The sequence below is a fragment of the Maribacter sp. TH_r10 genome (assembly GCF_033101095.1).
Classification (GTDB): Bacteria; Bacteroidota; Bacteroidia; order Flavobacteriales; family Flavobacteriaceae; genus Maribacter_A; species Maribacter_A luteus.
The window spans coordinates 13325-38317 of record NZ_JAWMPY010000012.1; the positions used below are offsets into that span (position 1 = coordinate 13325).

Sequence of the window (24993 nt, forward strand, 5' to 3'; positions counted from 1 at the left end):
TTTAAAAAGGTCTTTTACCTGCTACTTTAAGACCCATTGATCTAGCCGTACCAGCAACCATGCTCATAGCGGACTCGATAGTAAATGCATTTAAATCTACCATTTTGTCTTCTGCTATAGTTTTAACCTGGTCCCAGGTAATACTCCCTGATTTGACTCTGTTAGGTTCGCCAGATCCTTTTTTAATCTTAGCTGCTTCCAAAAGTTGAACTGCCGCTGGCGGTGTCTTTACGATAAAGTCAAATGACTTATCTTTATATACCGTGATAACAACTGGTAAAACCTTACCTGGTTTATCCTGCGTACGAGCATTGAACTGCTTACAGAACTCCATGATGTTAACACCGGCAGCACCTAAGGCGGGTCCAACCGGTGGCGATGGATTCGCTGCACCTCCCCTAACTTGTAGCTTAACTACTTTACCTACTTCTTTTGCCATTGTTTTAAATTAAATTTAAAGTGTGTTTTTAGGAAGCAACACAACTTTGTAAATATGTAACAAAAATTTTATATTTTCTCTACTTGCATGTAACTCAACTCCAATGGTGTTTTTCTTCCAAAAATCTTCACCATTACCTCAAGTTTACGTTTCTCTTCATTGATTTTCTCAACGGTTCCGTTAAAACCATTGAAAGGCCCATCAATAACCTTAACGGTTTCACCATGTACAAAAGGTATGGCCACACTATCGGTGTTAACCGCCAATTCATCTACCTTACCAAGCATACGGTTTACCTCTGACTTCCTTAAAGGAACAGGATCCCCTCCTTTTGTTTCGCCCAAAAACCCTATTACATTGGTTATTGAACGTATAATATGTATCATTTCACCACCTAAATTGGCTTTGATCATGATATATCCAGGGAAATAAACCCGCTCTTTATTTATTTTTTTACCATTTCGAATTTGAACCACTTTTTCAGTAGGCACCAAAACTTCTTCCAAGTAATCGGAAAAACCGAGTCTGGCAACTTCACTCTCAATATAGCCTTTGATTTTATTCTCTTGACCACTGACTGCCCTCACCACATACCATTTCTTTTCCAATACTTCTGACATAAGGCTAGACTAATTTAAAACGTTCGTAAAATAAAGCTTGATCAATTTACTGAAGACAGAATCCACACCCCATGTAGCCAAGGCGAACAAAATAGAGAATACAGCCACTACGACCATAAGATTGGATGATTCTTCCTTAGTAGGCAAAGTAACATTATGCCTTAACTCTTCGATTGATTCCTTTATATACGTCAACATTAGTTTTACTCTTTAAATTATTCCGAAAGAAGTCCTTCAATGTACAAATGAACCTCAATCTAACTTTTGCACGGGAGGAGAGACTCGAACTCCCGACACCTGGTTTTGGAGACCAGTGCTCTACCAACTGAGCTACACCCGTTTATATTTACATTGAAAGGTATCCCGCGCGATAGCGGGACACCTTAAATGCAATATAGTACTTATCTAATATTAATCTATAATCTTGGTTACCTGACCAGCACCAACTGTTCTACCACCTTCACGGATAGCGAAACGCAATCCTTCGCTCAATGCGATAGGTTGGATCAAATCAACAGTAATAGTAAGGTTATCACCAGGCATTACCATTTCAACTCCACTAGGAAGATTAATGTTACCAGTAACATCAGTGGTTCTTACGTAGAATTGTGGACGATAGTTATTATGGAATGGTGTGTGACGACCACCTTCTTCTTTTTTAAGGATATAAACCTCAGCTTCAAATTTAGCATGTGGTTTAACAGAACCTGGCTTACAGATTACCATACCTCTTTTGATGTCTGATTTTTCAATACCTCTCAACAAGATACCTACGTTATCACCAGCTTCACCTCTATCCAAAATCTTACGGAACATTTCAACACCTGTAATGGTAGAAGACAATTTCTCAGCTCCCATACCGATGATATCAACAGCATCACCTGTATTGGCAACACCAGTTTCTATACGACCTGTAGCAACAGTACCACGACCAGTAATAGTAAATACATCTTCAACTGGCATTAAGAAATCTTTATCTACATCCCTTTTTGGCAATTCGATCCAATCATCAACAGCATTCATCAATTCCATTACAGTATCTACCCATTTTTGCTCACCGTTAAGTGCACCTAAGGCAGAACCGGAAATAACAGGTCCGTTATCACCATCATACTCATAAAAAGAAAGCAATTCCCTTACTTCCATTTCAACTAGCTCTAAAAGCTCCTCATCATCAACCATGTCAACTTTGTTCAAGAAAACAACGATTCTAGGAATACCTACCTGACGACCTAAAAGGATGTGCTCACGAGTTTGTGGCATTGGACCATCCGTAGCAGCAACTACCAAGATAGCACCGTCCATTTGGGCAGCACCAGTTACCATGTTCTTCACGTAATCCGCGTGACCTGGACAGTCAACGTGTGCATAGTGACGATTCGCAGTTTGATATTCAACGTGCGATGTGTTAATGGTTATACCTCTTTCTTTTTCTTCAGGAGCGTTATCGATAGAATCGAAACTTCTCAATTCAGAAAGTCCTGCATTAGCCAATACTGTAGTAATAGCTGCAGTCAATGTAGTTTTACCGTGATCTACGTGTCCAATAGTACCTATATTTAAGTGCGGTTTGGAACGATCAAAAGTTTCCTTTGCCATTTTAAATGAATTTTAATCTTAGTTTATATATTAGTGTACAATTATATGCCTTAATTGAGCCAACGACGAGATTTGAACTCGTGACCTCTTCCTTACCAAGGAAACGCTCTACCCCTGAGCTACGTCGGCTTGTTGGGTCCCTGGTTGATGTTATGCGCTCTTTCAAACAAAAACAACATCGAAATTACAACAAACGTTAACCCATGGTTTTTTGAGTGCTAGACCAAGTTCTACCGACCTACAGTATCGAAACAATTACCGACACCTTCACATCCACTACCCAAAGAACATACCAAAAGAACAAGGTTCTCCCGATATTGAGGCGGAAGAACGGGCTGCCTTAGATAAACTCTGGACTGACTTCTCACCCTTACCTCCCAAGAGCAACATATTTGAACAAACGAATATATTTTTCTTGCGAAATATTAGAGCGGGAGACCGGGTTCGAACCGGCGACATTCAGCTTGGAAGGCTGACGCTCTACCAACTGAGCTACTCCCGCATTTTAAACTTCAAAATTTCAATTTACACACCTTAACCAAAGATGTTTTCCAATTCCGGACTTCCCGAACTTGCTTGCCACCCCAACCTCTCAAAACAAGAAGCAAAAGTAAGCTATTTTTAAAATATAGTGGGGAGAGCAGGATTCGAACCTGCGAAGACGTAGTCAGCAGATTTACAGTCTGCCCTCGTTGGCCGCTTGAGTATCTCCCCAATCCCATATTTTAAAGAACTTTTGAGCCGATAGAGGGACTCGAACCCACGACCTGCTGATTACAAATCAGCTGCTCTAGCCAGCTGAGCTACATCGGCTTATCATCACCTTTTTTAGCATAAAAAAGTCCGCTATTTCTAACGGACTGCAAATGTATATATTTATTTGTTTAATCAAAACAATTTTCAATAAATTTTTATCATACTTTTTCGCGTTGTAATTCCTTCATCTTTTTCACCTTCCTTTCCAGGGAGTTACAAGCAGAATCAATTGCCTCTTCAAATGATTTACATTGCTTATTCACAACAAACTTATCTTTAGGTACATTTAGCCTGATATCCACCACTTTATTCTCTTTTGCACTCGTGTTCTCTACTTTTAAATAGACATCCGCACTTATTACCTTGTCATAGAACGTTTCCAATTTATCCAATCTATTTTGAACAAAATCCAACAACTTCCTATCGGCATTGAAGTTTACTGATTGCGCATTTACTTTCATAAGCTTAAATTTAAAATGTTAAACGAATTTATCGTCCTTGCGATTTTTTACCCCTTGGGTGGGCCGATGCATGAATTTTCTTTAGTTCAGCAATACTATTATGGGTATATACCTGTGTTGAAGCCAAACTTGAATGGCCTAGCAACTCTTTTACTGAATTTAAATCTGCCCCTTTATTGAGTAAGTGAGTCGCAAAGGTATGTCTTAAAATATGTGGACTCCTTTTTATTTTGGAGGACACCTTACTAAAATACCCATTTATAATTCTATAAACAAGGGTTTCATATATTTTATTGCCCGCACTGGTAAGAAAAACGAACTCCTTATCCACTTTGTTTTCCAACTCGTTTCTTAAAGGCAAATACATAGCGAACAAATCTATTGTCGACACCAATAATGGAACAATACGTTCCTTATTGCGTTTTCCTAAGACCTTTAAAGATCTTTCCGATAAATCTACATCACCCATTTTAAGATTGACCAACTCCGCCCTTCTTATTCCCGTTGTATACAACAACTCTATGATCAACTTATCCCGACTACCTTCGAAATCATCTGAAAATGGCAACTGGGACAAGACACGGCGCATTTCCTCCTCTGAAAAGGGAACTTCTATCTTTTTGGATGTTTTGAGTGCTTTGTGCTTTGCTAACGGATTAGCCGCTATGAGATCGATTTGTTGAAGAAATTTATAATAAGCCTTTAATGAGGCGATTTTTCTGTTTACCGATCTATTTGAAATGCCAGAGTTTACAAGTTCAACTATCCAACTTCGTATCACCGGATATTCTACCCTTTCAATTTGAACCAAGCTATAATTGTCTTCACAAAAATTTGTAAATGACAGAATATCTTGCTGGTAAGCATTTACAGTATGCCCAGAATATTTTTTTTCTAAGCGCAAATAGGATACGAACTTGGATACCGACATACCACAAAGTTAGTAAAGTAGGCCCAGCTATTTCTGAAAATAAAAAAATCCTATCTTCCGATAGGATTTTTTTCAACAATTGTACACTGCCATATTAGATTTTAGATTTCTTCTTGATCTCTTAAACCTTGTATGTATTGTGCTTTTTGTATTTGAGCTCTTCGCTGTACTGAAGGTTTCGTGAATTGCTGACGTTTACGCAACTGACGCATGGTACCTGTCTTGTCAAACTTTCGCTTGAAGCGCTTTAAAGCTCTGTCTATGTTTTCTCCTTCTTTAATTGGTATTATTAACATGGGCTACAACCTCCTTTCTTTAGTGATTAGGGGTGCAAATATAAAAACTTATTTAGAATGGGCACTACTTATTTTCGAATTATATTCCAATATGTACCAGATCGGCCAATAACACCCCAACAAGCATTTGGAAATCAAGCCTTAGGAACGCGATATTCCTTTTTATCTATAATGATCTTTGCGATAATCTCTTTTAATATTTCCGATGTTCCTCCACCAATGGGTCCCAATCGGCTATCCCTGAACATACGGGCCATGGGATAATCTTCGATATAACCGTACCCGCCCAAAAACTGCAAACAATCATATGCCACCTTATCTGCCATTTCCGTAGACTTCAATTTTGAAATAGTCGCTTCTTTCACCACATATTCCCCTTTGTCCATTTTAAAAACCACACCATAATTATATTGCTTACACAGGTCCATATTGGCATAACCATCTACCAACTTATGCCTTAAAGCTTGATATTGATTTATTGTTTTGCCAAAAGTTTCCCTTTCCGACATATATTGCATGGCATATTCCAAGGCGTATTCTGCCCTAGCATGGGCATTGATACCCATAACCAATCTTTCTAGTGCAAATGCCTCCATTATCAAGGTAAAACCAAGACCTTCACTACCCATTAAATTCGAAGCAGGAACCCTAACGTTATCAAAGGCAAGCTCTGCCGTATCCGAAGCATGCCATCCCAATTTATTCAATTTATTGGCTGAAATACCTTCACTGTCCAAATCAACTATAAACAGACTTATACCCTTATTACCGGACGCCGGATCAGTTTTTGCCGCAAGAATACAATAATCACCGCACACACCGTTCGTAATGAACGTCTTTGACCCATTGATTATATATGTATCACCTTCCTTAGCAGCTGTTGTTCGCATACCGGCAACATCACTACCGCCAAAAGGCTCCGTAACCCCTAAACAACCAATTTTTTCACCGTTTACACTTGGTGTTAGATAGGCTAACTTTTGTTCGTGGGTAGCGTTTTTATTCAGGTGCACCATAGCCAAGTAAGAATGTGCCCACATTGCAGCGGCAAAACCTCCTGAATTCACCCTCTGAAGTTCTTCCAAAAAGATGACAGTATAAAAGAGATCAAGCCCAAGCCCTCCATAAGTTTCATCAATGGCAAGACCAAAATAACCCATTTCCCCGAACTTTTTCCAGATGAAACGTTCTATACTGCCCGCGGCCTCCCATTTATTAATATGGGGAATAACTTCTTTGGCTAAAAAATCCCTGAGACTCTCTCTAAATAACTGATGTTCTTCAGTAAAGTACATGCTCTGCATTGCAATTAAATTTATAACGTCAAATATAGCTTAATTCTATCAATCTTATCTTTCGGGAAATTTTCAATATTCATCAATTCATCAAAAGAAACAATGCTTCCGTTAACGTTTCTGTAATCAATTATGCCGTTGGCTACGTTTCTTTTAATATATACCAATTCCATTAGTTTTTTAGCAGATGCCGTATTAATGTTTATTTTTTCAAAATCGGGTTTTTTCAGTACCTGAAATCGTAATAATGTTCGTTCAACGACCTCTGGCTCCAAACCATAAACATCATACAATTGTTCATTTACCATAAAACCACCCAAACGATTCCTGAATTTTACAATTCTCTGTGACAATTTTTCCCCTATTCCATAAATTGATTTCAGTTCTTCGACGGTTACGGAATTAAGGTCCTTGATCTTGGTAGTTTCCCCATAATCGTACACCTTTCTTTTAGTTGTAACCGAATTTGGGGTTGGAACACTTCCCTCCTTCAGGTTATTTTTGTTTACCCAATCAGGAAATTTAAAATAAGGTGACATGCTTTTCAATAATGAATCGGACACTTTGGTGACTTGTTGGAACTCTTCGGCACTGTTTACGAACAAATTACTTTTTCGATGGGTAAGTAACCGATCTATTTGCTCTGGGGACATACCTAAAGTGTACCCTTTATAATCTGTAATATAATTTGGATTGAAGGGGTAAATGGCCGTTGAAGATTTTCTGCCTGCAACCTTCTTCAAAGAATCTATTTCAATTTGGGCTTCCTTATCCACTGAAAAGTTCCCTCTGGTTGAGGAACCCTTCATTAGAAAAAGGATAACCTGTAAAACCACAATTATCAAAAGCAAAAAGAAAACCCCACTTTTCTCCTGTCTATTAAGAGAAAAATAGGGTTTAAAATCCATCGGTAAATTAAAATTATTTTCTAAACGGTTTAATAGCGCTCATATAATTACCCATTTCTTCTTTAACACGCGGGAACAATATCAATAAACCTATCATATTCGGAAAGACCAAGGCCAAGATCATGGCATCTGAGAAAGCAAAAACAGCTCCCATTGAAGCGGAAGCCCCTATTATAATAAAGGCAATAAAAAGAACCTTATAAATCATATCCGCCAATTTACTTCTACCGAACAAGAATTTCCAAGACTGAAGTCCGTAATAAGACCATGAGATCATGGTGGAAACCGCAAACAGCACAACTGCCAATGTCAACACATAAGGAAACCATGGGATAACGGATTGAAATGCCATAGAAGTTAAATTAACACCTCCTAGTGAAACACCGTCAACCACAACTTTACCTGCCCCATCACCTCCATATTCAAAAATACCACCACTATTATAAAAAATAATTACCAAGGCGGTCATTGTACAAATAACAACTGTGTCTATAAAAGGCTCTAATAAGGCAACAATCCCTTCACTTGCAGGATATTTCGTCTTTACAGCGGAATGCGCAATAGCAGCAGACCCGGCACCGGCTTCATTTGAGAACACGGCCCTTCTAAAACCAACTATCAACACTCCGAATAATCCTCCCAATCCTGCTTCCGGAGTAAAGGCCCCTTTGAAAATCAATACAAACGCATCATCTATATAGGAGAAATTAGCGAAAATTACCACCAAACACGCCAATGCATAGATAATCGCCATAAAAGGAACTACTTTTTCAGTAACCTGGGCAATTCTTTTAATTCCACCGATAATCACAATACCTACAACTATGGCTAAAATTATTCCGATTACAAATCCGGTTGATCCTCCTTGCAAGCCCATCATTGCCGCTAATTGTTCTGCAGCTTGGTTAGACTGCACTGCATTACCGCCACCAAAAGATGCACCGACACATAATATCGCAAAAACTACTGCCAAGGCTTTTCCCAATCCTGTAAAACCTCTTTCTTTCAATCCTCTTGAGAGATAATACATTGGCCCACCGTGTACGGTACCATCAGCATCAACATCCCTATATTTAACCCCTAAGGTACATTCAACAAATTTTGTAGACATACTTAAAAGGCCACATAAAATCATCCAGAAAGTCGCTCCTGGACCACCTATGGCTATTGCCAATGCAACACCGGCAATATTCCCTAGACCCACAGTACCGGAAACAGCTGTCGCAAGTGCTTGAAAATGGCTTACCTCACCATGCTTACTCTCATCACGTATGGTATCTGGTAAATCGCCATCAACTATATTAACCTCAGCTTTTTCGACACCGTGCCCTTCTGGGGCCTCCACTTCATCATATTTACCGCGTACAACATTAATCGCCAACGGAAATCTGGTAATATTAACGAAACCAAAATACAAAGTGAAAAAGGTAGCCCCTAAAACCAAGACTATTACAACCAGAGGTATACCTGTCCCAGGAACCTGCCAAAAAACTATCCCCTCCCAAACTGCCGTTATCGGTTCAAACCAAGCATTTATTCGTTCATCTATCCCCATTTCCGCTGTTTCTTGGGAAAAGGTTAAAAAAGGTAGCAAAAAGGTTAAAAAGGAAAGCAGTTTATACTTCATATGAGGTAATTTGGTTGGTTAAAAATTGAATTTGGCAATATCTAAAAAAAAACACTTCAATCAAAGATTATTAGACAAAAAGAAACTCCTTAAAGATTGAACATTTCATTTAATTTACGAATCTGCTCAGGTCTTCCAAGAACAATAACCTTACTTTTAGGCTGTAATTGCATATTTGCTTCCGGATTTATAGTATACTTGCCATCTGGGGCAATATAACCTATAATAGTGCATCCCGTTTTTCGTCTTAAATCCAAATCCCTTAAGGATTTGTGCTCGCCGTGACCTGAAAAATCCTCAATGGCAACTTCCTCTAGATTGGTTGTGTGCTCACCTTCCAACGACAATTCATCCATAAAAGAAATAAGATCGGGCATTACGACCAAAGAGGCCATATGGTCACCACCTATCTTATCTGGCATGATTACTTGATCAGCCCCGGCCAACATCAGTTTTTTCTGGGAAGAAATCAAAGAAGCCCTACTTATGATCTTCAATCCTTTGTTCAACTGCCTTGCGGACAGTACCAAGAAAAGATTGGCCGCGTCATCAGGCAACGTGGTAATAATAAATTTAGCACGGTCTATACCAGCCTGTAATAATATTTCGTCATCACTGGCATCACCTTCGACAAACAAATAACCATTCCCGAACTTTTCGATTACCTCTTTATCATTCTCAATGACCACAAAAGGTCTATTATATGCACTCAAACGAACGGCGGCCTGGTTTCCATTACGACCAAATCCGCATATAATCACATGGTCGGACAGTTTATTTATCATGTTCTTCACTTTTTTCTTTTTTAGAACCTCCAAGGAATTCCTACTTAAAATATACTCGGTAATTACAGAAATGGCAAATGCAAATATGAAAACACTTGAGATTATTAAAAAAACCGTAAAAACCTTTGCCTCGGCACTTAAAGGACCAACTTCGGAAAAACCTACGGTAGTAACCGTGATTACGGTCATATAAAAAGCATCTAACCACGAAAGATTGGACAATAACCTATAGCCAATGATACCCGTTGCCAAAACAACCACTATTAAAATAATGGCCAAATAAATTTTGGAACGAAAAAGTCGTATCATATTAAAGGTCAAAAACCGAGGTTCTTTTTGTATACACCAAATCTTTGATCTTTAACCAAAAAGCCAAAAACAGATATAGCGCAAAACCGAACCCCAAGGTTACGAAAGTAAGGTAAATGAACGATGTTCTAACCACCCTGGCACGGATTCCCATACGTTCTGCAATACGCCGACACACCTCGAAACCCCTTTTCTGGAAATAATACAAAAGTTGATATAAAACATTCATGGAATAAATTTAAATATTTCCATGTAATAAATTACTACCTATCGCACATTGCAGGCATTTATTTTTTGTGCAATACTCATTATACAACTGTAAGGCTGCCTGACTTTCGCCGGAAGACCTAACCCCCAATCCCAACTTAATGAATTTATCGACAACCCTGTTTTCTTCCTTTTTGATTTTTTCTACGATGGAAAAAACGACATCAACACCATCTTTACCTTGATTTTGGGCATAACAGAACCTTAATGGTAAAACGGTATTTATGATCAAGAGATCTGTAAATGATTTAGTCAACTTCTTTTTGCTTTTTTTTGATAGCTTCCCGAAAGTAAAATGATCATCCCAATAAGAACTTGCCGAAATTTCGAAAATAACATATAAATCGTCCAGACTTTCGGTTGAAATCAATTTATGAAAAAGGTTTTGATGCCTTTCATACAAGTTGGCAAGTTGTGAAAGACGAATTGTAGGGAAATTAGCAGGCCTAAGTTTAAAGAATTCCGGCTTTTGGACACCTTGTGGATTAAACCCAAATTTCTTGGATAAATATCCGTACTCTTTCTGCAACGTAATATAATATGGATCGATAACTTCATCGTTTACCAATAGTCCTGCCAAACCTAGCAAGGCACTTTCCAGTTGCATAGGATTCCGTAGCAACTTCCTGACCACTGAAAAGTCCAATGTTTGGGCAATACTTAAAAAAGAAGTAGCGTTTACATTAAGTCCGAAATTCTTTAAAAGTAGGCAGAACAATACTTTCTCCCAGTCGTTTTTGGAACTTTCCAACAGGGAGTGGATCAAAACTGATTTTTGCTCCAAACGCTCAATATAAAGTCGCTCTAACCAGTTGGCTTTCGTAAATTCATCAACCTTGGAAATCCCATTTTCACAATTGACGAACTTTGCCCTTCTTTTATCAAATAAATCGCTATAGCTTTTTAAAATATCCTCGGAGACATATCTGTTCAGTTCCAAAGTCGGAATCAAGGTATTGTCCCGTCTATGGACCTCCAAATCATGGTTCCAAACCACATGAAGTATTACATTTTCGTAATTAACGTCCTTTTCATGATGATGGGCGTACCAATCCGAAGAATTAATATGTATTTCAACGTTTCCGGCCCATAATTGTCCATTGATCTTCAGTTTTGCATTAAAGAAATCCGGGCCCGATTTTTGGTTATGGGTTCCTATGTCCAGGATTTCGATAGTTTCGTTTTGGCTTGTGGCCAAGTACTGTAATTGTAGTTTTTTATATTTCCATATAAAGTGGAGTAAATCTTCACGCATTCCCCTAAAATAAAAAAATCCCACAAATTGCGGGATTTTCTTTCTTTAAAGCGTAGTATTTACTGTACTACCTCACCCTGCCAGGCCATAATACCGCCTTGAAGGTTATATGCTTTTTCAATACCAAGGCTATTCATAATATTACATGCCTGTCCACTTCTGGCCCCTGACCTGCAATAGACATAATAATTTTTGGTTTTGTCCAATTTCTCAACTTCCTCAACAAATTTTTGACCTAGATAAATGTCGATATTTGTGGCTTCCGGAATAAAACCTTGTTGAAATTCTGCTGGAGTTCGAACATCCAAAATAAATGCATTGTCATCAGCTTTCAACTGCTCTACCCATTCTTTCTGAGATAAATCTGCCATTTTGTATAATTTTTAAGGTGCAAAAATAATGCATTTAAATAAAATAAAAATAGAATTGCCCTGAATACACCGGCCTTGGACAATCATTCAGACTTTTTAACACAAATTTAGCCTTTGTATTATATTTTGCTTCCGCTAAACCCATACATTTGTATATACAATTATTGTAAATACATGAATGTAGAGGAGCGAATTAAAACAGAAGGGGAAATTCCCTTGGAGCGAAGGACGATCATACATCTTATGCTAGTGGCAAATTCTATTAACGATAAAATGTCGCTCGCACTTAAACCTTTTGATATATCGATCCAACAATTCAATGTGTTACGTATTTTAAGAGGTCAAAAGGGTAAACCTGCCAATTTAAGCACATTGAATGAAAGAATGGTGACCAAGATGAGCAATACGACGAGATTAGTTGATAAATTGATTCTAAAGGAATTTGTAGAAAGGCATATTTGCCCATCAAACAGAAGAAAGGTAGAAATATCAATAACCGATAAAGGATTGGAACAACTTAGCAAGTTGGATGTCTTGATAACAGAAACCGAATCAAGATTATTAAATGAATTCAACGTTGATGAATTAAAACAATTGAACATATTATTACATAAATTTTAATCTTAAATAGTAACAACCCTAAAAAGCAAAACAAATGAAAAAGAATTTATTCGCATTGGCATTGGCCGTTGTTTTCGGTTTCTCAGCGACAGCAACCGAACCCATTGAAAAAGAAAAGAAAGAAGTTAATACCGATGAAAGCTCCGTTGCTTGGAAAGCTTACAAAGTTACAGGTTCCCATAATGGTACCGTGGCCTTGGAAAGTGGCACATTGATATTCGATGACGGTAAACTTACCGGAGGGGAATTCAAAGTTGATATGTCATCATTGATTTGCACCGATCTAGAGGGTGAGTACAAAGGTAAATTGGAAGGACACTTGAAATCAGACGATTTCTTTGGAGTGGCCACCCACCCTTCTTCTTCATTGGTCTTTACCAAAGTGGAAGCTTCAGGTAAAAACTCTTATGAAGTAACCGGGGATTTAACGATCAAAGGCATAACCAAACCCGTCACTTTCGACGTTTCGATTTATGGCAGTAAAGCAACCGCAACAATGAAAATAGACCGTACGGCCTATGACGTTAAATATGGTTCCGGTAGCTTTTTCGATAATTTAGGGGACAAAACGATATATGATGAATTCGACTTGGTCGTAGATTTGGTGTTCTAACAAAACAGCTCCCATATGGTTAGATCTGGTGGTTTATATCCTCCAGAGTTTTTTTTACAAAAAACGTATTTGTTGTTTTAAAAATCATTTCTATATTTGATGCAATGAAAATCAACGGATCAAATACTTGGTGGTGGAGTAACTTACGAACAACGTCGTGAGCGAAGCATCATTGTAGTAAAACTATACAAAAGGCTTGTCTATCACGACAAGCCTTTTTTAATTTTATATTTTAATATGGATTACAAATTTAAATCGCACCATAAGAAAATACTTGCAGATACGATCACTCCCGTAAGTGTCTATTTAAAGATCAGGGACAGGTTTCCTAACAGTATACTTTTAGAGAGTAGTGACTATCATGCCAATGATAATAGCTTTTCCTATATATGCTGCAATCCCATAGCTTCAATCAAAATTGAGGATGAAACGATTTTGGAGCAATTTCCCGATGGTAAAATCGTAACAAGCGAAATAGGGCCTGAAACGGATGTTGTACAGACCATAAATGATTTCAGTCAAAAATTCGAGGCTGATGAAAATTCATTTAAATTCATTAACAACGGTCTTTTCGGCTATATGGCCTATGATGCGGTACGTTATTTTGAAGACATTGAAATAGGGAAAAAAGACAAAAACCTGAATATTCCCGACATTTATTATGCGGTTTACCAAAATATCATCGCCATAAACCATTTTAAGAACGAGGCGTACATCTTTGCCCATTGCTATGAAAAAGACAGTAATATCAATGAGATTGAGCGTGTTCTAAATGTAAAGAATTTTGCATCATACAATTTTAATAAAGAAGGGGCACCAACATCCAACCTAAAGGATGAGGAATATAAAGAGCATGTAGAGTTGGCCAAAAAGCATTGCCAAAGAGGCGATGTTTTTCAACTGGTACTTTCAAGAAGGTTTTCCCAAGGGTTCAAAGGGGATGAATTCAATGTTTACAGGGCCTTACGTTCTGTAAACCCATCACCTTATCTCTTTTACTTTGATTACGGCGATTTTAAGATTTTCGGGAGCTCCCCAGAGGCCCAATTGATCGTTAGCGAGGGTAAAGCGGAAATACATCCTATCGCCGGTACTTTCAAAAGAACGGGCAATGATGAGAAAGACGCAGAGCTTGCCAAGAAATTGACCCTTGATGATAAGGAAAACAGTGAACATGTAATGTTGGTAGACCTAGCCCGGAACGATTTAAGCAGAAATGGCAATATGGTCAGCGTTGATAATTATAGGGAAGTACAGTTCTTCTCACATGTGATTCACCTAGTTTCAAAAGTAACGGGACAAAAGAAAAAGGACATAAGCACCATGAAGGTCGTTGCCGACACTTTCCCAGCCGGTACTTTGAGTGGCGCGCCCAAACATATGGCCATGCAACTTATAGAAAAATACGAAAAGACCAACAGGGCATATTACGGTGGTGCTATCGGGTTTATGGACTTTAAAGGTAATTTTAACCATGCTATCATGATCCGTACCTTTTTAAGCAAGAACCATCAATTGCATTATCAGGCAGGGGCAGGATTGGTAGCAGCTTCAAACCCTGAAAATGAATTACAAGAAACATATAACAAATTGGGAGCATTGACCAAGGCTTTGGAAATTGCGGAAACCATCTAAAATTTCCAAAATCAAGACGATTATGAAAAAAATATTGGTAATAGACAACTATGACAGTTTCACCTATAATCTAGTCCATTATTTGGAAGATTTGGATTGCGAGGTCATCGTTAAAAGAAACGACCAGCTCACCCTTGAAGAAGTTGGTGCTTTCGAAAGAATTGTACTGTCTCCCGGCCCGGGCATTCCAGATGAAGCCGGACTTTTAAAACAAATCATTGCGGAATATGCCCCTACCAAAAGCATATTCGGGGTATGCTTGGGACAGCAGGCCATAGCCGAGGTATTCGGTGGTTCTTTGATCAATCTTGATAAAGTATACCATGGTATAGCAACAAAGATATCGGTGACCAAAGACGATATCCTTTTTGATGGATTGCCTAAGGAAATAGAAGTTGGCCGTTATCATTCTTGGGTGGTTGACCCCAACTTGCCAGATGTTCTGGAAGCTACTTCAATTGATGAAAACGGTCAGATCATGTCTATTCGACACAAAGATTATGATGTGTGTGCGGTACAATTCCACCCTGAGTCGGTTTTGACCCCACAAGGCAGGACCATGTTAAAAAATTGGTTACAGGATAAAGAATAAATAAGCCCTGAAATAAATTCAGCATTTATGAAAGACATTTTAAACAGATTGATCAACCACGATTTCCTAACTAAGGAAGACGCCAAACAAGTTTTGGTAAACATAGCCAAAGGAGAATACAATACGAGTCAGATTGCAGCTTTTCTAACGGTTTATATGATGCGTAGCATTACCATTGAAGAGTTGGAAGGTTTTCGGGATGCGTTGTTAGATCTATGTTTGGCCATTGATCTATCAGAATACAATCCTATTGATCTATGTGGTACGGGTGGTGATGGCAAGGATACCTTCAATATATCAACACTGGCCTCTTTTGTTACCGCTGGTGCGGGTGTAAAAGTGACAAAGCATGGCAATTATGGGGTATCCTCGAAATGCGGTAGTAGCAATGTCATGGAATTTTTAGGGATAAAATTCAGCAACGAAGCCGACTTTCTTGAAAAGTCGATCGATGAAGCCGGAATTTGTGTATTGCATGCCCCCCTCTTTCACCCTGCCATGAAAAATGTTGCGCCGATCAGAAGGGAATTGGCCGTAAAGACCTTTTTCAACATGTTGGGCCCAATGGTAAACCCCGCTTTTCCAAAGAACCAAATGGTGGGGGTGTTTAATTTGGAATTGGCACGTATGTATGGGTATCTCTACCAAAAAACCGATAAAAACTTTACGGTTTTACATGCGTTGGATGGGTATGATGAAATATCTTTGACAGGGGCCACCAAAACCATATCGAACAAATCGGAAGGTATGTTGCATCCTGAGGATTTTGGAATAAAAAGTGTGGAACAATCACAAATTGTAGGAGGGGACAGTATAGAAGAATCCGCACAAATATTCTTGAATGTTTTACAAGGAAAAGGTACCGATGCCCAAAACAATGTGGTCTGTGCCAATGCCGGAATCGCAATAGCTACCGTAAATGGAGTTACACCAAAAGAAGGTTTTGAAAGCGCCAAAGAATCATTATTATCCGGTAAAGGATTAAAAGCTTTAAAGAAATTACAAGCATTAAGCGTCAAATAAAGTATCAAATGAACATCCTAGATAAAATAGTCAAAGACAAAAGGGTCGAAGTTGATCTTCGAAAAGGATTGATTCCCATATCCCAACTCGAGACTTCCGTCCTTTTTGATAGGCATTCCGATTCTTTGGCACATACACTCCGTACAAGTAGCACAGGAATTATTGCGGAGCACAAAAGACGTTCCCCTTCCAAATCAGTTATTAACCATGATTTGAACGTACAAGATGTAGCCAAAGGATATGACCAAGCCGGTGTTTGCGGCATGTCGGTTTTAACCGATGGCAAATACTTCGGAGGCTCCCTTGATGACCTTCTCTTGGCAAGGGCTTCGGTAAAAATGCCGTTGTTGCGAAAAGAATTCATCATAGATGAATATCAGATATTAGAAGCTAAGGCATATGGTGCCGACGTAATTTTGTTGATTGCGGCAATATTGACTACATCGGAAATAAAGACGTTTTCCGAATTGGCCAAAAGTTTACGTTTAGATGTTTTATTAGAAGTGCACAATGAGGAAGAACTTCAAAAATCGATTATGCCGAGTTTAGACATGTTGGGCGTTAACAATCGTAACCTAAAGACTTTCGAGGTAAGCTTGGAGACCAGTAAAAAACTATCAAAGATCATTCCCGATGAATTCGTAAAAGTATCCGAAAGTGGCATCAGCAATATTGAGGCTATCAAAGAGCTAAGGCCTTTCGGGTATCAAGGATTCCTAATCGGTGAAAATTTCATGAAAACAGAGGATCCAGGAGCAAGTGCAACCACTTTTATTAATGCTTTGAACTGACACAAGAAAACCCATGAGCCAATATCATAAAAACACAGATACTTCCGAAAAGGAACCATTAAGGATCAAGGTCTGTGGTATGAACAAAAATACGGCTGAAGTAGGTGCCCTAAAACCCGATTACCTAGGTTTTATTTTTTGGGAACCTTCGAAAAGGAATTATGACGGGCAACCTGTAAGCTTACCACATAGTATTAAAAAGGTGGGTGTTTTCGTTGATGCCTATATGGAAGAAATCGTTGAGAAGGTTAAAGCCCACCAATTGTTGGCAGTACAATTGCACGGGAAAGAATCCCCCGGTTTCTGTCGTATGCTAAAAGCCGAACTGAAAGGAGTAGATATCATCAAGGTATTTTCAGTAAAAGAAGAATTTGATTTTAAAGATCTTGACCCATTTGAATCGGTTTGTGATTTTTACCTGTTCGACACCAAAGGAAAACTACCCGGAGGCAATGGCTACAAATTCAACTGGCGAATCTTAAAAGACTATCCATCCAAAAAACCTTATTTCCTGAGTGGTGGCATCGGTCCTGAGGACTTGGATTCAATTAAGGAATTCATGAATCTACCGGAATCGAACCATTGCCATGCCATTGATGTGAACAGTAAGTTTGAAATTGGGCCAGGTCTTAAGGACATTGGTAAACTAAAAGATTTTATAAAAGAATTGAGATGAGTTATAACGCAGACGAAAAAGGCTATTATGGAGAATTTGGAGGGGCATTTATCCCAGAAATGCTTTACCCCAATACTGAGGAATTACGCCAAAATTACATCCAGATCATGGAGGAACCTTCGTTCAAAAAGGAATTCGACCATTTGCTCCAGGATTATGTGGGCCGACCGACTCCATTATACTTTGCAAAAAGATTATCGGAAAAATACAACACAAAAATATACCTAAAAAGGGAAGATCTCTGCCATACGGGTGCCCATAAGGTCAACAATACCATTGGGCAGATACTCATGGCCAAGAAATTGGGCAAAAATAGGATCATTGCCGAAACGGGTGCCGGCCAACACGGTGTTGCCACGGCCACGGTTTGCGCTTTAATGGGGATAGAATGTGTGGTTTATATGGGTGAGATAGACATTGCCCGACAAGCGCCTAATGTAGCTCGGATGAAAATGTTGGGTGCCGAAGTGCGTCCGGCATTATCGGGAAGCAGAACATTAAAAGACGCAACCAATGAGGCTATACGTGATTGGATCAACAATCCGGTCGATACACATTATATCATAGGCTCGGTGGTTGGGCCACACCCCTACCCCGATATGGTAGCTCGGTTCCAATCCGTTATTTCACAAGAAATAAAATCGCAATTAAAAGAAAAAGAAGGTGTAGAAAACCCTGATTATGTAATTGCCTGTGTAGGTGGTGGCAGTAACGCTGCAGGTGCCTTTTATCATTATTTGGACAATCCCGATGTTGGGATCATAGCTGTCGAAGCCGCAGGAAAAGGAATTGATTCCGGTGAAAGCGCTGCAACTTCCGCTTTAGGTAAGGTCGGAATCATTCATGGTAGTAAAACCCTATTGATGCAGACTCCCGACGGACAAATAACGGAACCGTATTCGATATCGGCCGGACTAGATTATCCCGGTGTAGGCCCCATGCATGCCCATCTCTTTAGATCGGGCCGCGGTGAGTTCATTTCGATAACCGATGCCGAAGCTATGAAAGCCGGCTTGTTATTATCTAAACTAGAAGGTATCATTCCCGCCATCGAAAGCTCACACGCCTTTGCCATTTTAGAACAAAAGACATTTAAACCAGATGATATAGTGGTCATAAATCTTTCCGGTCGCGGGGATAAGGACCTTGACACATACATTGATTATTTCAAGTTATAATTCATTTTTGATGAACAGAATAAACCAAAAACTCAAAGAGGATAAAAAAATACTTTCTATTTATTTTACTGCTGGATACCCTAAAATAAATGATACCGTAAAGATCATTGAAGATCTTGAAAAAAACGGGGTTGATCTTATAGAGATCGGATTACCTTTTTCGGATCCATTGGCAGACGGCCCTACCATTCAAGAAAGTTCAACGGCCGCATTGAAAAATGGGATGCACACCGAATTACTTTTTGAACAATTGAAGGATATTCGTAAATCGGTCTCCATTCCCTTGATCATTATGGGCTATTTTAATCCAGTGTTTCAATATGGCGTTGAAGCCTTTTGCAAACGTTGCCAGGAAATTGGGATAGACGGTCTCATTTTACCCGATCTTCCATTAGATGTGTATCTTCAGGATTATGAAGCCACATTTAAAAAATATGGCCTGATCAATGTATTCCTTATTACACCCCAAACCAGTGACAAACGTATTAGGGAAATCGATGCGGCATCCAACGGATTCATTTATATGGTTAGTTCTGCAAGTACCACAGGTGCCACGACAGGTTTCGGGCACGAACAACAAGCTTATTTTGAGCGCATTGCAGCACTGAACCTCAAAAACCCACAAATCGTAGGGTTTGGAATCAACAATCCTGAAACCTTTGATCAAGCGACCCGAACCACAGCAGGGGCGATTATCGGCTCAGCCTTTATTAAACATTTGAACCGATTCGGAATCGATAGCATTCCAGATTTTATCAAAACAATTCGATAACCATGGAAATCATCAACAATTGGAAACTCGTTATTTTACTATGTTTGACCCTCGGTTTAGCCCCTTTTTTCCCTGAACCCCACATATGGGGCAAATTACGCTGGATAGCTGGTGGGGCAAATGGTATGGGCCCGATGGACTGGTTCGATGTTCTTTTGCACGGATCCCCGTTCATCCTTTTGCTTCGATTGATTATTTTAAAGGTAATTGCCTTGCTAAAAAAGTAGAATTGCCTACTTTTAAAACTTATTCCAGCAAAGAAAATGAAAAAGATTATTGTCCTATTTCTAGTGATTGCATCATCTTATACTTTTGCCCAAGATAATGATGCCATCAACACCTATGTTAGCCACACAATCAATGAATTAAGGGAATTCGTTGCCATACCCAATGATGCCCTTGATCATGCCGACATTAACAGGAACCTAACTTGGCTCACCAAGAAATTCAATGAAAGGGGCTTTAACTCATCTATATTACCTACAAAAGGGGAATCATTGTTTTTTGCGGCCTTGCCGATAGAAGACAATAAACCCACCATCCTTTTTTACATGCATCTCGATGGCCAATCCGTTGACCCATCTAAGTGGGATCAACCCGACCCGTACAAAGTAGTTTTAAAATCTAAGGATGGTGACCAATGGAAGACCCAACCGTTTGATAGCCTTACCAATAACCTTAATTCTGATTGGCGCCTTTTCGGTCGTTCAACTTCAGATGACAAAGGCCCAATCGTTATGCTGTTGAACGCTATTGACTTATTGAAAAAAGACAATGCGGAACTCCCTTTCAATGTAAAGGTGATTTTAGATAGCGAAGAAGAAAAAAGTAGTAAGCCATTACCGGAAGCCGTAAAGGAATACCGCGATTTGTTAAAAGCCGATTTTCTGGTAATCAATGACGGTCCCGTTCATGTTTCGGGCAAACCCACGGTGGTTTACGGATGCAGGGGAATAACCACCATGTCTTTAACTACATACGGCCCTATTAAACCCCAGCATAGCGGGCATTATGGTAATTATGCGCCAAACCCGGGATTTCAACTGGCCCAAATATTGGCAAGTATGAAAGACGATAATGGCAAAGTAGTGATCAAAGGATATTACGATGGCATTACCTTGGATGACGCTACAATGGAAATTTTGAGAAAAGTACCTGAAGATGCTGAAACCATTAATAGTAATCTGGCCATAAAAAAACCTGAACAGGTAGGTAGCTTTTATCAGGAATCTCTGCAATACCCTTCATTGAACGTACGTGGTCTAGAATCTGGGTGGGTCGGTAAAAAGGCAAGGACCATTGTTCCGGAAAGTGCCACCGCCGAAATAGATATGCGCTTAGTACCCGAATCTGACGGAAATAGATTGAAAAACCTCGTGAAAAAACATATAACCAATCTAGGATTCCATGTTATGGAAGGCATTCCGACCAAAGAGGAGCGCATGGCCTATGATAAGATCATTACCATTACCGAAGGTTCAGTGACCAATGCTTTTAGAACAGACCTGAACAATACTTATGGAAATTTTCTGGTTAAGGTCTTAAACGATTCATTTGGTGACGATGTAGTTCAGATTCGGATTATGGGAGGTACCGTGCCCATTGCGCCGTTTATCAATGAATTGAAAATACCGGCTTTTATTGTACCCATGGTCAATGCCGACAACAATCAGCATAGCCCGAACGAAAACCTCAAAATAAGCCAGATCGCCTACGGTATCAAAGCTTTTTATGGTATTTTAAGTACTCCTATGGAGTAACTTTCGCTATCGGTTATTGATTCCAAAATTAGGATAGTTTCTTGAAGGTTTTTATTAAATCACAAACCGGAAGCCAACATTTCCTTAGCTTCGAGGATAAATCCTTTATTAAGTTTATAGCTTGATTTGGACATACCTTGTGATTCTGTCACGATATCATTAAGGATTTCCCGAGCCTTATCGGTTTTCGCATTACGGATATTGAATTTGGCCAATTCCAACCTTTCCGCATATCTACTATACGGGGCATTGAATTGGTTCAAATACTCTTCGGCCAAATCCACATCTCCCGTTTTTTCCAACGTAAGTGCATACAAGAACATCGCCTTCGATTTCTTGAACCGTGGAGAATCTTGTATAACCTTAATGCGGTCAACCACTTCAGCATACTGTTCGGAACAATAAAAAGCCTCGATCAGATTGGCATTCCCATAATAATCCTTCTCGAATGTACCGGTCAGGGCAGACTTATATAAATCAATTGCCTTTTGATATTGTCTGGCACCTAAATAGGCATCTGCCAAAGAAACTTTATTTTCGAACGTATCGGCAAAATTCAATTTCTTCTCTAAGTCGTTGATTTTCTTTGTCGGATTAATCACCGTTATAATGCCATCCTGTACTTTATCCATTTCACGCTTTTGAAGAACGTTCACAAATAGGTACAACAGGGAACCCACAACGGGAAGGAACAAAATTGCGAAATACCAATAGAAATGGTTTTTATTTATGTAGCAATGATAAAGACAGTAAGCTTGTAACGCTATGGTTAAATAATACAACATTTAGTACTGATTAGTTTAAATAGCCCCAAGATCCCACTCTAGTCATTTAAATTCCACAAATTATTTAGGCCGAATTTCGACTTGCATTAATGTTACCGTAAAGGGATCTGGTCACTATCTTCTCATAGATTTCCTTAAAATCGGTTTCTTGCCCTATTTTCTGAAGGGCATACTGTTGTATCACTAAAAGTGGAAGAACAATGTTCTCCCTAATCTGAATAGACTCCCGTGAAATCGCTTCATTTTCCATTAAAACATCATATCCCGAAATAAGTAGTAACATTTCTTTGGACAACAGGTACTCCTCATAAAGAATGTTCCAAAACTCACCGTACTTCTCGTCTTCCTTCATGTAGCTTGTCAACTCAAAATAACATTTGGTGAGCGACATCATACTATTATGCATCAATGCCTTGAAAAAAGGAACTTCCTTGTACATTTTTTTCAACTCCCTTAACCTCCCTGATTCGCGAATGGCTTTTATGGCCGTACCAATACCAAAATAACCTGGCACATTCTGCTTTAATTGGCTCCATGAACCAACAAAAGAAATAGCCCTAAGATCACTCAATGTAAGTTTCTCCTTATTACCACGTTTCCCTGGCCTACTACCTATATTGGCCTTTTGATAGTACTTAAGGGTACTTCTGTTTTCAAGATATGAAATGAACATTTCATGGTTTTTCAACGCATCGTACTTGGCAAAACTCAGCTCGGAAAGTTCTTCCAAAAGTTTTCTATGTTCTTTCGAAATCACGTTTTCCTTACCAAAAAGGTTATTGGATAAACCAGCCGTCAATAATTGCTCACTATTGTGTTTAAACTGTTCTTTGGTACCATACGTACTAGTAATAGTCTGACCTTGAATAGTAAGCTGTATTTCATTATTGGCAATATCCTTGGTTTGGGCGGCATAAAAACGATGGGTTCTACCACCACCCCTAGCTGGTGGGCCTCCCCTACCATCAAAGAACATGGCCTTGATGTTGTTCTTTTTACATACTTTGGAGAGTTGTTCTTTCGTTTTCAGGATAGACCAGTTGGCTTTTACATAACCACCATCTTTGGTGCCATCTGAAAACCCGAGCATCATGGTCTGTCTATCCCTTCGTTGTTCCAAATGTTTTCTATATTCTGGTAGATCAAACAAGAATTGCATAACACCTTCTGCTTCCGACATACCCTTCATGGTTTCAAAAAGGGGAATTATATCAAAAGTGATGGCATCTTCATCCCAACCGGACCATCTAAACAATCCATAAACAAATAATACGGAGAAAATATCTTCCGAATTGCTAATGATATACCTATTACAACCTTCTTCCCCATTTTTTGACTGAATTTCTTTCAATTGCCTAATGTTCAACAAGGTATCTTTTACAATATCTTCATAGGATTCAGGATCGGCATTGATTTTTTTCCTTACCAATAGTTCTATCAGTTCGGAATCTGACAACTCGGCCAGACTTTCCTTGATAAATCCCTTTTCCTTTAAAATTGTTTCCACCGCTAGGAAATGTTTACTATGGTCTTGGCGAATATCCAAAGTGGCAAAGTGGGTTTTGAATATCTTGACCTTATCAATGAAGTGGTCCAATTCTCCCAAAAACAACCCGTGGTAATCATTGACCAGCATTTCCCGCATTGCCATTAAAGGATCTAAGATCTCGTTATAACCAACTATCTTCTTAGAATCGAACATGGCGGAGTAAATCTTATTTCGAAGCTGTTTTAAAGGATCTTGCACCTTATTGAAGGTCAGCTTTTTCTGCAGTACCTTAAGATCGTTATAATAGCATTTTAATAAGGTTACCCTTAATTCATCGGCCACGTTTTTGGTTATTTCAGCTGTAACAAAGGGATTGCCGTCACGGTCACCTCCCGGCCAAAATCCAAGCTTCATGATGTTGTGGTTCTCAAAATCATCATTGTCTATATTCTCCTTAATATAGGCATACAAATCGCCCATGGCATCATAATAGACGTGTCTTAAAATATAAATGATATTCTTCGCCTCATCGAAAGGTGTTGGTTTTTCCCTGTTCATTAACGAGGTAAGTCCCAATTGCTGTAAGGTAACATCAATATCATCTATCTTATTATCTACAATAAGACAACGAAGATCGTTCATGATATCCAAAACGGCTGGGGTATAAAATTGTGTTGGATGTGCCGTTAGCACGATCCTAGCACTGAAATTCGAAAGTTTTTCGGCTACTTTGTCCCAACTTTTGGTCTTGTTCACCAATTGAAAGTAATCCTTTATTGACAACGAATCACTATGTTCTTGAAGTTTCGGAAAAGCGGCATCTTCTACACTATCATATAGGACCACTTGTCTTTCAACATATTGGATGATACGGAACATAAAATCTATTTGGTCCTTTTCATCCTCTATATTCACATAATTTTTAAAAAAAGATTCCAGAATATCCTGTGGATTAAGACCTTCTTTCAACCCATTTAAGGATTGATGGTGCAAAAGTGGCACTACCATACCCACATTTTCGATATTCCGATATGGTAAATTCAAGAACAGACTATTATAAACATTGAACTTGTTCTGTACCGATTTTTTAAATTCCTGTAATCTTTCTATTTGATGCATAGTTTTTACTGAATGTATCC

General features: G+C 38.9%; 27 protein-coding genes and 5 tRNA genes. 11 read left to right on the forward strand and 21 right to left on the reverse strand.

Going from position 1 to position 24993, the window contains the following annotated elements:
* Nucleotide 1: 1 nt before the first annotated feature.
* The 19 genes from rplK to R3X28_RS18610 form a co-directional block, all read right to left on the reverse strand.
* Nucleotides 2-439: a 50S ribosomal protein L11 gene (gene rplK, locus R3X28_RS18520; RefSeq protein WP_154367947.1), complete on the reverse strand. Its 438-nt coding sequence runs from the start codon at nucleotides 437-439 to the stop codon at nucleotides 2-4.
* A gap of 68 nt (nucleotides 440-507) precedes the next feature.
* The gene (gene nusG, locus R3X28_RS18525; protein WP_154367945.1) at nucleotides 508-1059 is read right to left on the reverse strand and encodes a transcription termination/antitermination protein NusG; all 552 of its coding nucleotides are present in this window, start codon (nucleotides 1057-1059) and stop codon (nucleotides 508-510) included.
* A gap of 9 nt (nucleotides 1060-1068) precedes the next feature.
* Complete coding sequence (gene secE / locus R3X28_RS18530; RefSeq protein WP_154367943.1) at nucleotides 1069-1257, reverse strand: preprotein translocase subunit SecE; 189 nt, start codon at nucleotides 1255-1257, stop codon at nucleotides 1069-1071.
* 69 nt (nucleotides 1258-1326) lie between these two features.
* A tRNA-Trp gene (locus R3X28_RS18535) sits at nucleotides 1327-1399 on the reverse strand.
* Nucleotides 1400-1470: 71 nt separating this feature from the next.
* Nucleotides 1471-2658, reverse strand: coding sequence for an elongation factor Tu (gene tuf, locus R3X28_RS18540; RefSeq protein WP_154367941.1), 1188 nt, complete (start codon nucleotides 2656-2658; stop codon nucleotides 1471-1473).
* Nucleotides 2659-2715: 57 nt separating this feature from the next.
* Nucleotides 2716-2787 (reverse strand) — tRNA-Thr (locus R3X28_RS18545).
* Nucleotides 2788-3087: 300 nt separating this feature from the next.
* Nucleotides 3088-3160 (reverse strand) — tRNA-Gly (locus R3X28_RS18550).
* 130 nt (nucleotides 3161-3290) lie between these two features.
* A tRNA-Tyr gene (locus tag R3X28_RS18555) sits at nucleotides 3291-3372 on the reverse strand.
* A gap of 25 nt (nucleotides 3373-3397) precedes the next feature.
* Nucleotides 3398-3471, reverse strand: a tRNA-Thr gene (locus R3X28_RS18560).
* A gap of 101 nt (nucleotides 3472-3572) precedes the next feature.
* Nucleotides 3573-3875 (reverse strand): ribosome hibernation-promoting factor, HPF/YfiA family, encoded by a 303-nt coding sequence (hpf, locus tag R3X28_RS18565; RefSeq protein WP_154367937.1) that lies wholly within the window; start codon nucleotides 3873-3875, stop codon nucleotides 3573-3575.
* 28 nt (nucleotides 3876-3903) lie between these two features.
* A complete protein-coding gene (locus R3X28_RS18570) occupies nucleotides 3904-4806 on the reverse strand; it encodes a tyrosine-type recombinase/integrase (protein WP_317666347.1) in 903 nt (300 codons plus the stop codon).
* A gap of 101 nt (nucleotides 4807-4907) precedes the next feature.
* Complete coding sequence (rpsU, locus tag R3X28_RS18575) at nucleotides 4908-5102, reverse strand: 30S ribosomal protein S21 (RefSeq protein ID WP_109654682.1); 195 nt, start codon at nucleotides 5100-5102, stop codon at nucleotides 4908-4910.
* A 134-nt stretch (nucleotides 5103-5236) separates the two neighbouring features.
* Entirely contained in the window at nucleotides 5237-6406 is a 1170-nt protein-coding gene (locus R3X28_RS18580) for an acyl-CoA dehydrogenase family protein (RefSeq protein ID WP_317666349.1), read from the reverse strand.
* Nucleotides 6407-6417: 11 nt separating this feature from the next.
* The gene (locus R3X28_RS18585) at nucleotides 6418-7206 is read right to left on the reverse strand and encodes a ComEA family DNA-binding protein (RefSeq protein ID WP_317666351.1); all 789 of its coding nucleotides are present in this window, start codon (nucleotides 7204-7206) and stop codon (nucleotides 6418-6420) included.
* Nucleotides 7207-7318: 112 nt separating this feature from the next.
* On the reverse strand, nucleotides 7319-8932 hold the full coding sequence (locus R3X28_RS18590; RefSeq protein WP_154367929.1) for an alanine/glycine:cation symporter family protein: 1614 nt from the start codon (nucleotides 8930-8932) through the stop codon (nucleotides 7319-7321).
* An 89-nt stretch (nucleotides 8933-9021) separates the two neighbouring features.
* Nucleotides 9022-10026 (reverse strand): potassium channel family protein, encoded by a 1005-nt coding sequence (locus R3X28_RS18595; protein WP_154367927.1) that lies wholly within the window; start codon nucleotides 10024-10026, stop codon nucleotides 9022-9024.
* A gap of 1 nt (nucleotide 10027) precedes the next feature.
* Nucleotides 10028-10255 carry a PspC domain-containing protein gene (locus R3X28_RS18600; RefSeq protein WP_154367925.1) on the reverse strand — a complete coding sequence of 76 codons (228 nt, stop codon included), beginning with the start codon at nucleotides 10253-10255 and terminating at the stop codon, nucleotides 10028-10030.
* Between the two features lie 9 nt (nucleotides 10256-10264).
* Entirely contained in the window at nucleotides 10265-11548 is a 1284-nt protein-coding gene (locus R3X28_RS18605; RefSeq protein ID WP_317666353.1) for a DUF2851 family protein, read from the reverse strand.
* A 59-nt stretch (nucleotides 11549-11607) separates the two neighbouring features.
* Complete coding sequence (locus R3X28_RS18610) at nucleotides 11608-11919, reverse strand: rhodanese-like domain-containing protein (RefSeq protein ID WP_154367923.1); 312 nt, start codon at nucleotides 11917-11919, stop codon at nucleotides 11608-11610.
* A gap of 174 nt (nucleotides 11920-12093) precedes the next feature.
* Between R3X28_RS18610 and R3X28_RS18615 the strand changes: the two genes are divergently transcribed.
* The 11 genes from R3X28_RS18615 to R3X28_RS18665 all read left to right on the forward strand — a co-directional run bounded on the left by R3X28_RS18615 (nucleotide 12094) and on the right by R3X28_RS18665 (nucleotide 21580).
* Nucleotides 12094-12540, forward strand: coding sequence for a MarR family transcriptional regulator (locus R3X28_RS18615; protein WP_317666355.1), 447 nt, complete (start codon nucleotides 12094-12096; stop codon nucleotides 12538-12540).
* 34 nt (nucleotides 12541-12574) lie between these two features.
* Nucleotides 12575-13153, forward strand: a complete 579-nt coding sequence (locus tag R3X28_RS18620; protein ID WP_317666356.1) for a YceI family protein — start codon at nucleotides 12575-12577, stop codon at nucleotides 13151-13153.
* A gap of 237 nt (nucleotides 13154-13390) precedes the next feature.
* Complete coding sequence (locus tag R3X28_RS18625) at nucleotides 13391-14788, forward strand: anthranilate synthase component I family protein (RefSeq protein WP_282057063.1); 1398 nt, start codon at nucleotides 13391-13393, stop codon at nucleotides 14786-14788.
* A gap of 22 nt (nucleotides 14789-14810) precedes the next feature.
* Nucleotides 14811-15380 (forward strand): aminodeoxychorismate/anthranilate synthase component II, encoded by a 570-nt coding sequence (locus R3X28_RS18630; protein WP_317666357.1) that lies wholly within the window; start codon nucleotides 14811-14813, stop codon nucleotides 15378-15380.
* 27 nt (nucleotides 15381-15407) lie between these two features.
* Nucleotides 15408-16403 (forward strand): anthranilate phosphoribosyltransferase, encoded by a 996-nt coding sequence (trpD, locus tag R3X28_RS18635; RefSeq protein ID WP_317666359.1) that lies wholly within the window; start codon nucleotides 15408-15410, stop codon nucleotides 16401-16403.
* 8 nt (nucleotides 16404-16411) lie between these two features.
* The gene (gene trpC, locus R3X28_RS18640) at nucleotides 16412-17194 is read left to right on the forward strand and encodes an indole-3-glycerol phosphate synthase TrpC (RefSeq protein ID WP_317666361.1); all 783 of its coding nucleotides are present in this window, start codon (nucleotides 16412-16414) and stop codon (nucleotides 17192-17194) included.
* A gap of 13 nt (nucleotides 17195-17207) precedes the next feature.
* Nucleotides 17208-17870, forward strand: a complete 663-nt coding sequence (locus R3X28_RS18645) for a phosphoribosylanthranilate isomerase (protein ID WP_282057059.1) — start codon at nucleotides 17208-17210, stop codon at nucleotides 17868-17870.
* Entirely contained in the window at nucleotides 17867-19048 is a 1182-nt protein-coding gene (gene trpB, locus R3X28_RS18650; RefSeq protein WP_154367908.1) for a tryptophan synthase subunit beta, read from the forward strand. The genes R3X28_RS18645 and trpB overlap by 4 nt, the downstream gene beginning before the upstream one ends.
* A gap of 10 nt (nucleotides 19049-19058) precedes the next feature.
* Nucleotides 19059-19820: a tryptophan synthase subunit alpha gene (gene trpA / locus R3X28_RS18655; RefSeq protein WP_317666363.1), complete on the forward strand. Its 762-nt coding sequence runs from the start codon at nucleotides 19059-19061 to the stop codon at nucleotides 19818-19820.
* A gap of 2 nt (nucleotides 19821-19822) precedes the next feature.
* Entirely contained in the window at nucleotides 19823-20047 is a 225-nt protein-coding gene (locus tag R3X28_RS18660) for a hypothetical protein (RefSeq protein WP_246200189.1), read from the forward strand.
* A 36-nt stretch (nucleotides 20048-20083) separates the two neighbouring features.
* Nucleotides 20084-21580 carry a M20/M25/M40 family metallo-hydrolase gene (locus tag R3X28_RS18665; protein WP_317666365.1) on the forward strand — a complete coding sequence of 499 codons (1497 nt, stop codon included), beginning with the start codon at nucleotides 20084-20086 and terminating at the stop codon, nucleotides 21578-21580.
* A gap of 59 nt (nucleotides 21581-21639) precedes the next feature.
* Here the strand turns inward: R3X28_RS18665 and R3X28_RS18670 are convergent, their stop codons facing one another.
* Both R3X28_RS18670 and R3X28_RS18675 read right to left on the reverse strand, forming a co-directional pair.
* Nucleotides 21640-22212 carry a tetratricopeptide repeat protein gene (locus R3X28_RS18670; protein ID WP_317666367.1) on the reverse strand — a complete coding sequence of 191 codons (573 nt, stop codon included), beginning with the start codon at nucleotides 22210-22212 and terminating at the stop codon, nucleotides 21640-21642.
* A gap of 217 nt (nucleotides 22213-22429) precedes the next feature.
* The gene (locus R3X28_RS18675; RefSeq protein ID WP_317666369.1) at nucleotides 22430-24973 is read right to left on the reverse strand and encodes a phosphoenolpyruvate carboxylase; all 2544 of its coding nucleotides are present in this window, start codon (nucleotides 24971-24973) and stop codon (nucleotides 22430-22432) included.
* Nucleotides 24974-24993: the final 20 nt, after the last annotated feature.

Coding starts and splice junctions, on each gene's coding strand:
- R3X28_RS18625 (WP_282057063.1), top strand. CDS start 13,391: ATGGATTACAAATTTAAATCGCACCATAAGAAAATACTTGCAGATACG.
- trpB (WP_154367908.1), top strand. CDS start 17,867: ATGAGTTATAACGCAGACGAAAAAGGCTATTATGGAGAATTTGGAGGG.
- R3X28_RS18675 (WP_317666369.1), bottom strand. CDS start 24,973: ATGCATCAAATAGAAAGATTACAGGAATTTAAAAAATCGGTACAGAAC.
- R3X28_RS18630 (WP_317666357.1), top strand. CDS start 14,811: ATGAAAAAAATATTGGTAATAGACAACTATGACAGTTTCACCTATAAT.
- rpsU (WP_109654682.1), bottom strand. CDS start 5,102: ATGTTAATAATACCAATTAAAGAAGGAGAAAACATAGACAGAGCTTTA.
- R3X28_RS18595 (WP_154367927.1), bottom strand. CDS start 10,026: ATGATACGACTTTTTCGTTCCAAAATTTATTTGGCCATTATTTTAATA.
- trpD (WP_317666359.1), top strand. CDS start 15,408: ATGAAAGACATTTTAAACAGATTGATCAACCACGATTTCCTAACTAAG.
- R3X28_RS18585 (WP_317666351.1), bottom strand. CDS start 7,206: ATGAAGGGTTCCTCAACCAGAGGGAACTTTTCAGTGGATAAGGAAGCC.
- R3X28_RS18570 (WP_317666347.1), bottom strand. CDS start 4,806: ATGTCGGTATCCAAGTTCGTATCCTATTTGCGCTTAGAAAAAAAATAT.
- secE (WP_154367943.1), bottom strand. CDS start 1,257: ATGTTGACGTATATAAAGGAATCAATCGAAGAGTTAAGGCATAATGTT.
- R3X28_RS18665 (WP_317666365.1), top strand. CDS start 20,084: ATGAAAAAGATTATTGTCCTATTTCTAGTGATTGCATCATCTTATACT.
- R3X28_RS18670 (WP_317666367.1), bottom strand. CDS start 22,212: ATGGATAAAGTACAGGATGGCATTATAACGGTGATTAATCCGACAAAG.
- R3X28_RS18590 (WP_154367929.1), bottom strand. CDS start 8,932: ATGAAGTATAAACTGCTTTCCTTTTTAACCTTTTTGCTACCTTTTTTA.
- R3X28_RS18580 (WP_317666349.1), bottom strand. CDS start 6,406: ATGCAGAGCATGTACTTTACTGAAGAACATCAGTTATTTAGAGAGAGT.
- hpf (WP_154367937.1), bottom strand. CDS start 3,875: ATGAAAGTAAATGCGCAATCAGTAAACTTCAATGCCGATAGGAAGTTG.
- tuf (WP_154367941.1), bottom strand. CDS start 2,658: ATGGCAAAGGAAACTTTTGATCGTTCCAAACCGCACTTAAATATAGGT.
- trpC (WP_317666361.1), top strand. CDS start 16,412: ATGAACATCCTAGATAAAATAGTCAAAGACAAAAGGGTCGAAGTTGAT.
- R3X28_RS18660 (WP_246200189.1), top strand. CDS start 19,823: ATGGAAATCATCAACAATTGGAAACTCGTTATTTTACTATGTTTGACC.
- nusG (WP_154367945.1), bottom strand. CDS start 1,059: ATGTCAGAAGTATTGGAAAAGAAATGGTATGTGGTGAGGGCAGTCAGT.
- rplK (WP_154367947.1), bottom strand. CDS start 439: ATGGCAAAAGAAGTAGGTAAAGTAGTTAAGCTACAAGTTAGGGGAGGT.
- R3X28_RS18645 (WP_282057059.1), top strand. CDS start 17,208: ATGAGCCAATATCATAAAAACACAGATACTTCCGAAAAGGAACCATTA.
- R3X28_RS18610 (WP_154367923.1), bottom strand. CDS start 11,919: ATGGCAGATTTATCTCAGAAAGAATGGGTAGAGCAGTTGAAAGCTGAT.
- R3X28_RS18615 (WP_317666355.1), top strand. CDS start 12,094: ATGAATGTAGAGGAGCGAATTAAAACAGAAGGGGAAATTCCCTTGGAG.
- trpA (WP_317666363.1), top strand. CDS start 19,059: ATGAACAGAATAAACCAAAAACTCAAAGAGGATAAAAAAATACTTTCT.
- R3X28_RS18620 (WP_317666356.1), top strand. CDS start 12,575: ATGAAAAAGAATTTATTCGCATTGGCATTGGCCGTTGTTTTCGGTTTC.
- R3X28_RS18605 (WP_317666353.1), bottom strand. CDS start 11,548: ATGCGTGAAGATTTACTCCACTTTATATGGAAATATAAAAAACTACAA.
- R3X28_RS18600 (WP_154367925.1), bottom strand. CDS start 10,255: ATGAATGTTTTATATCAACTTTTGTATTATTTCCAGAAAAGGGGTTTC.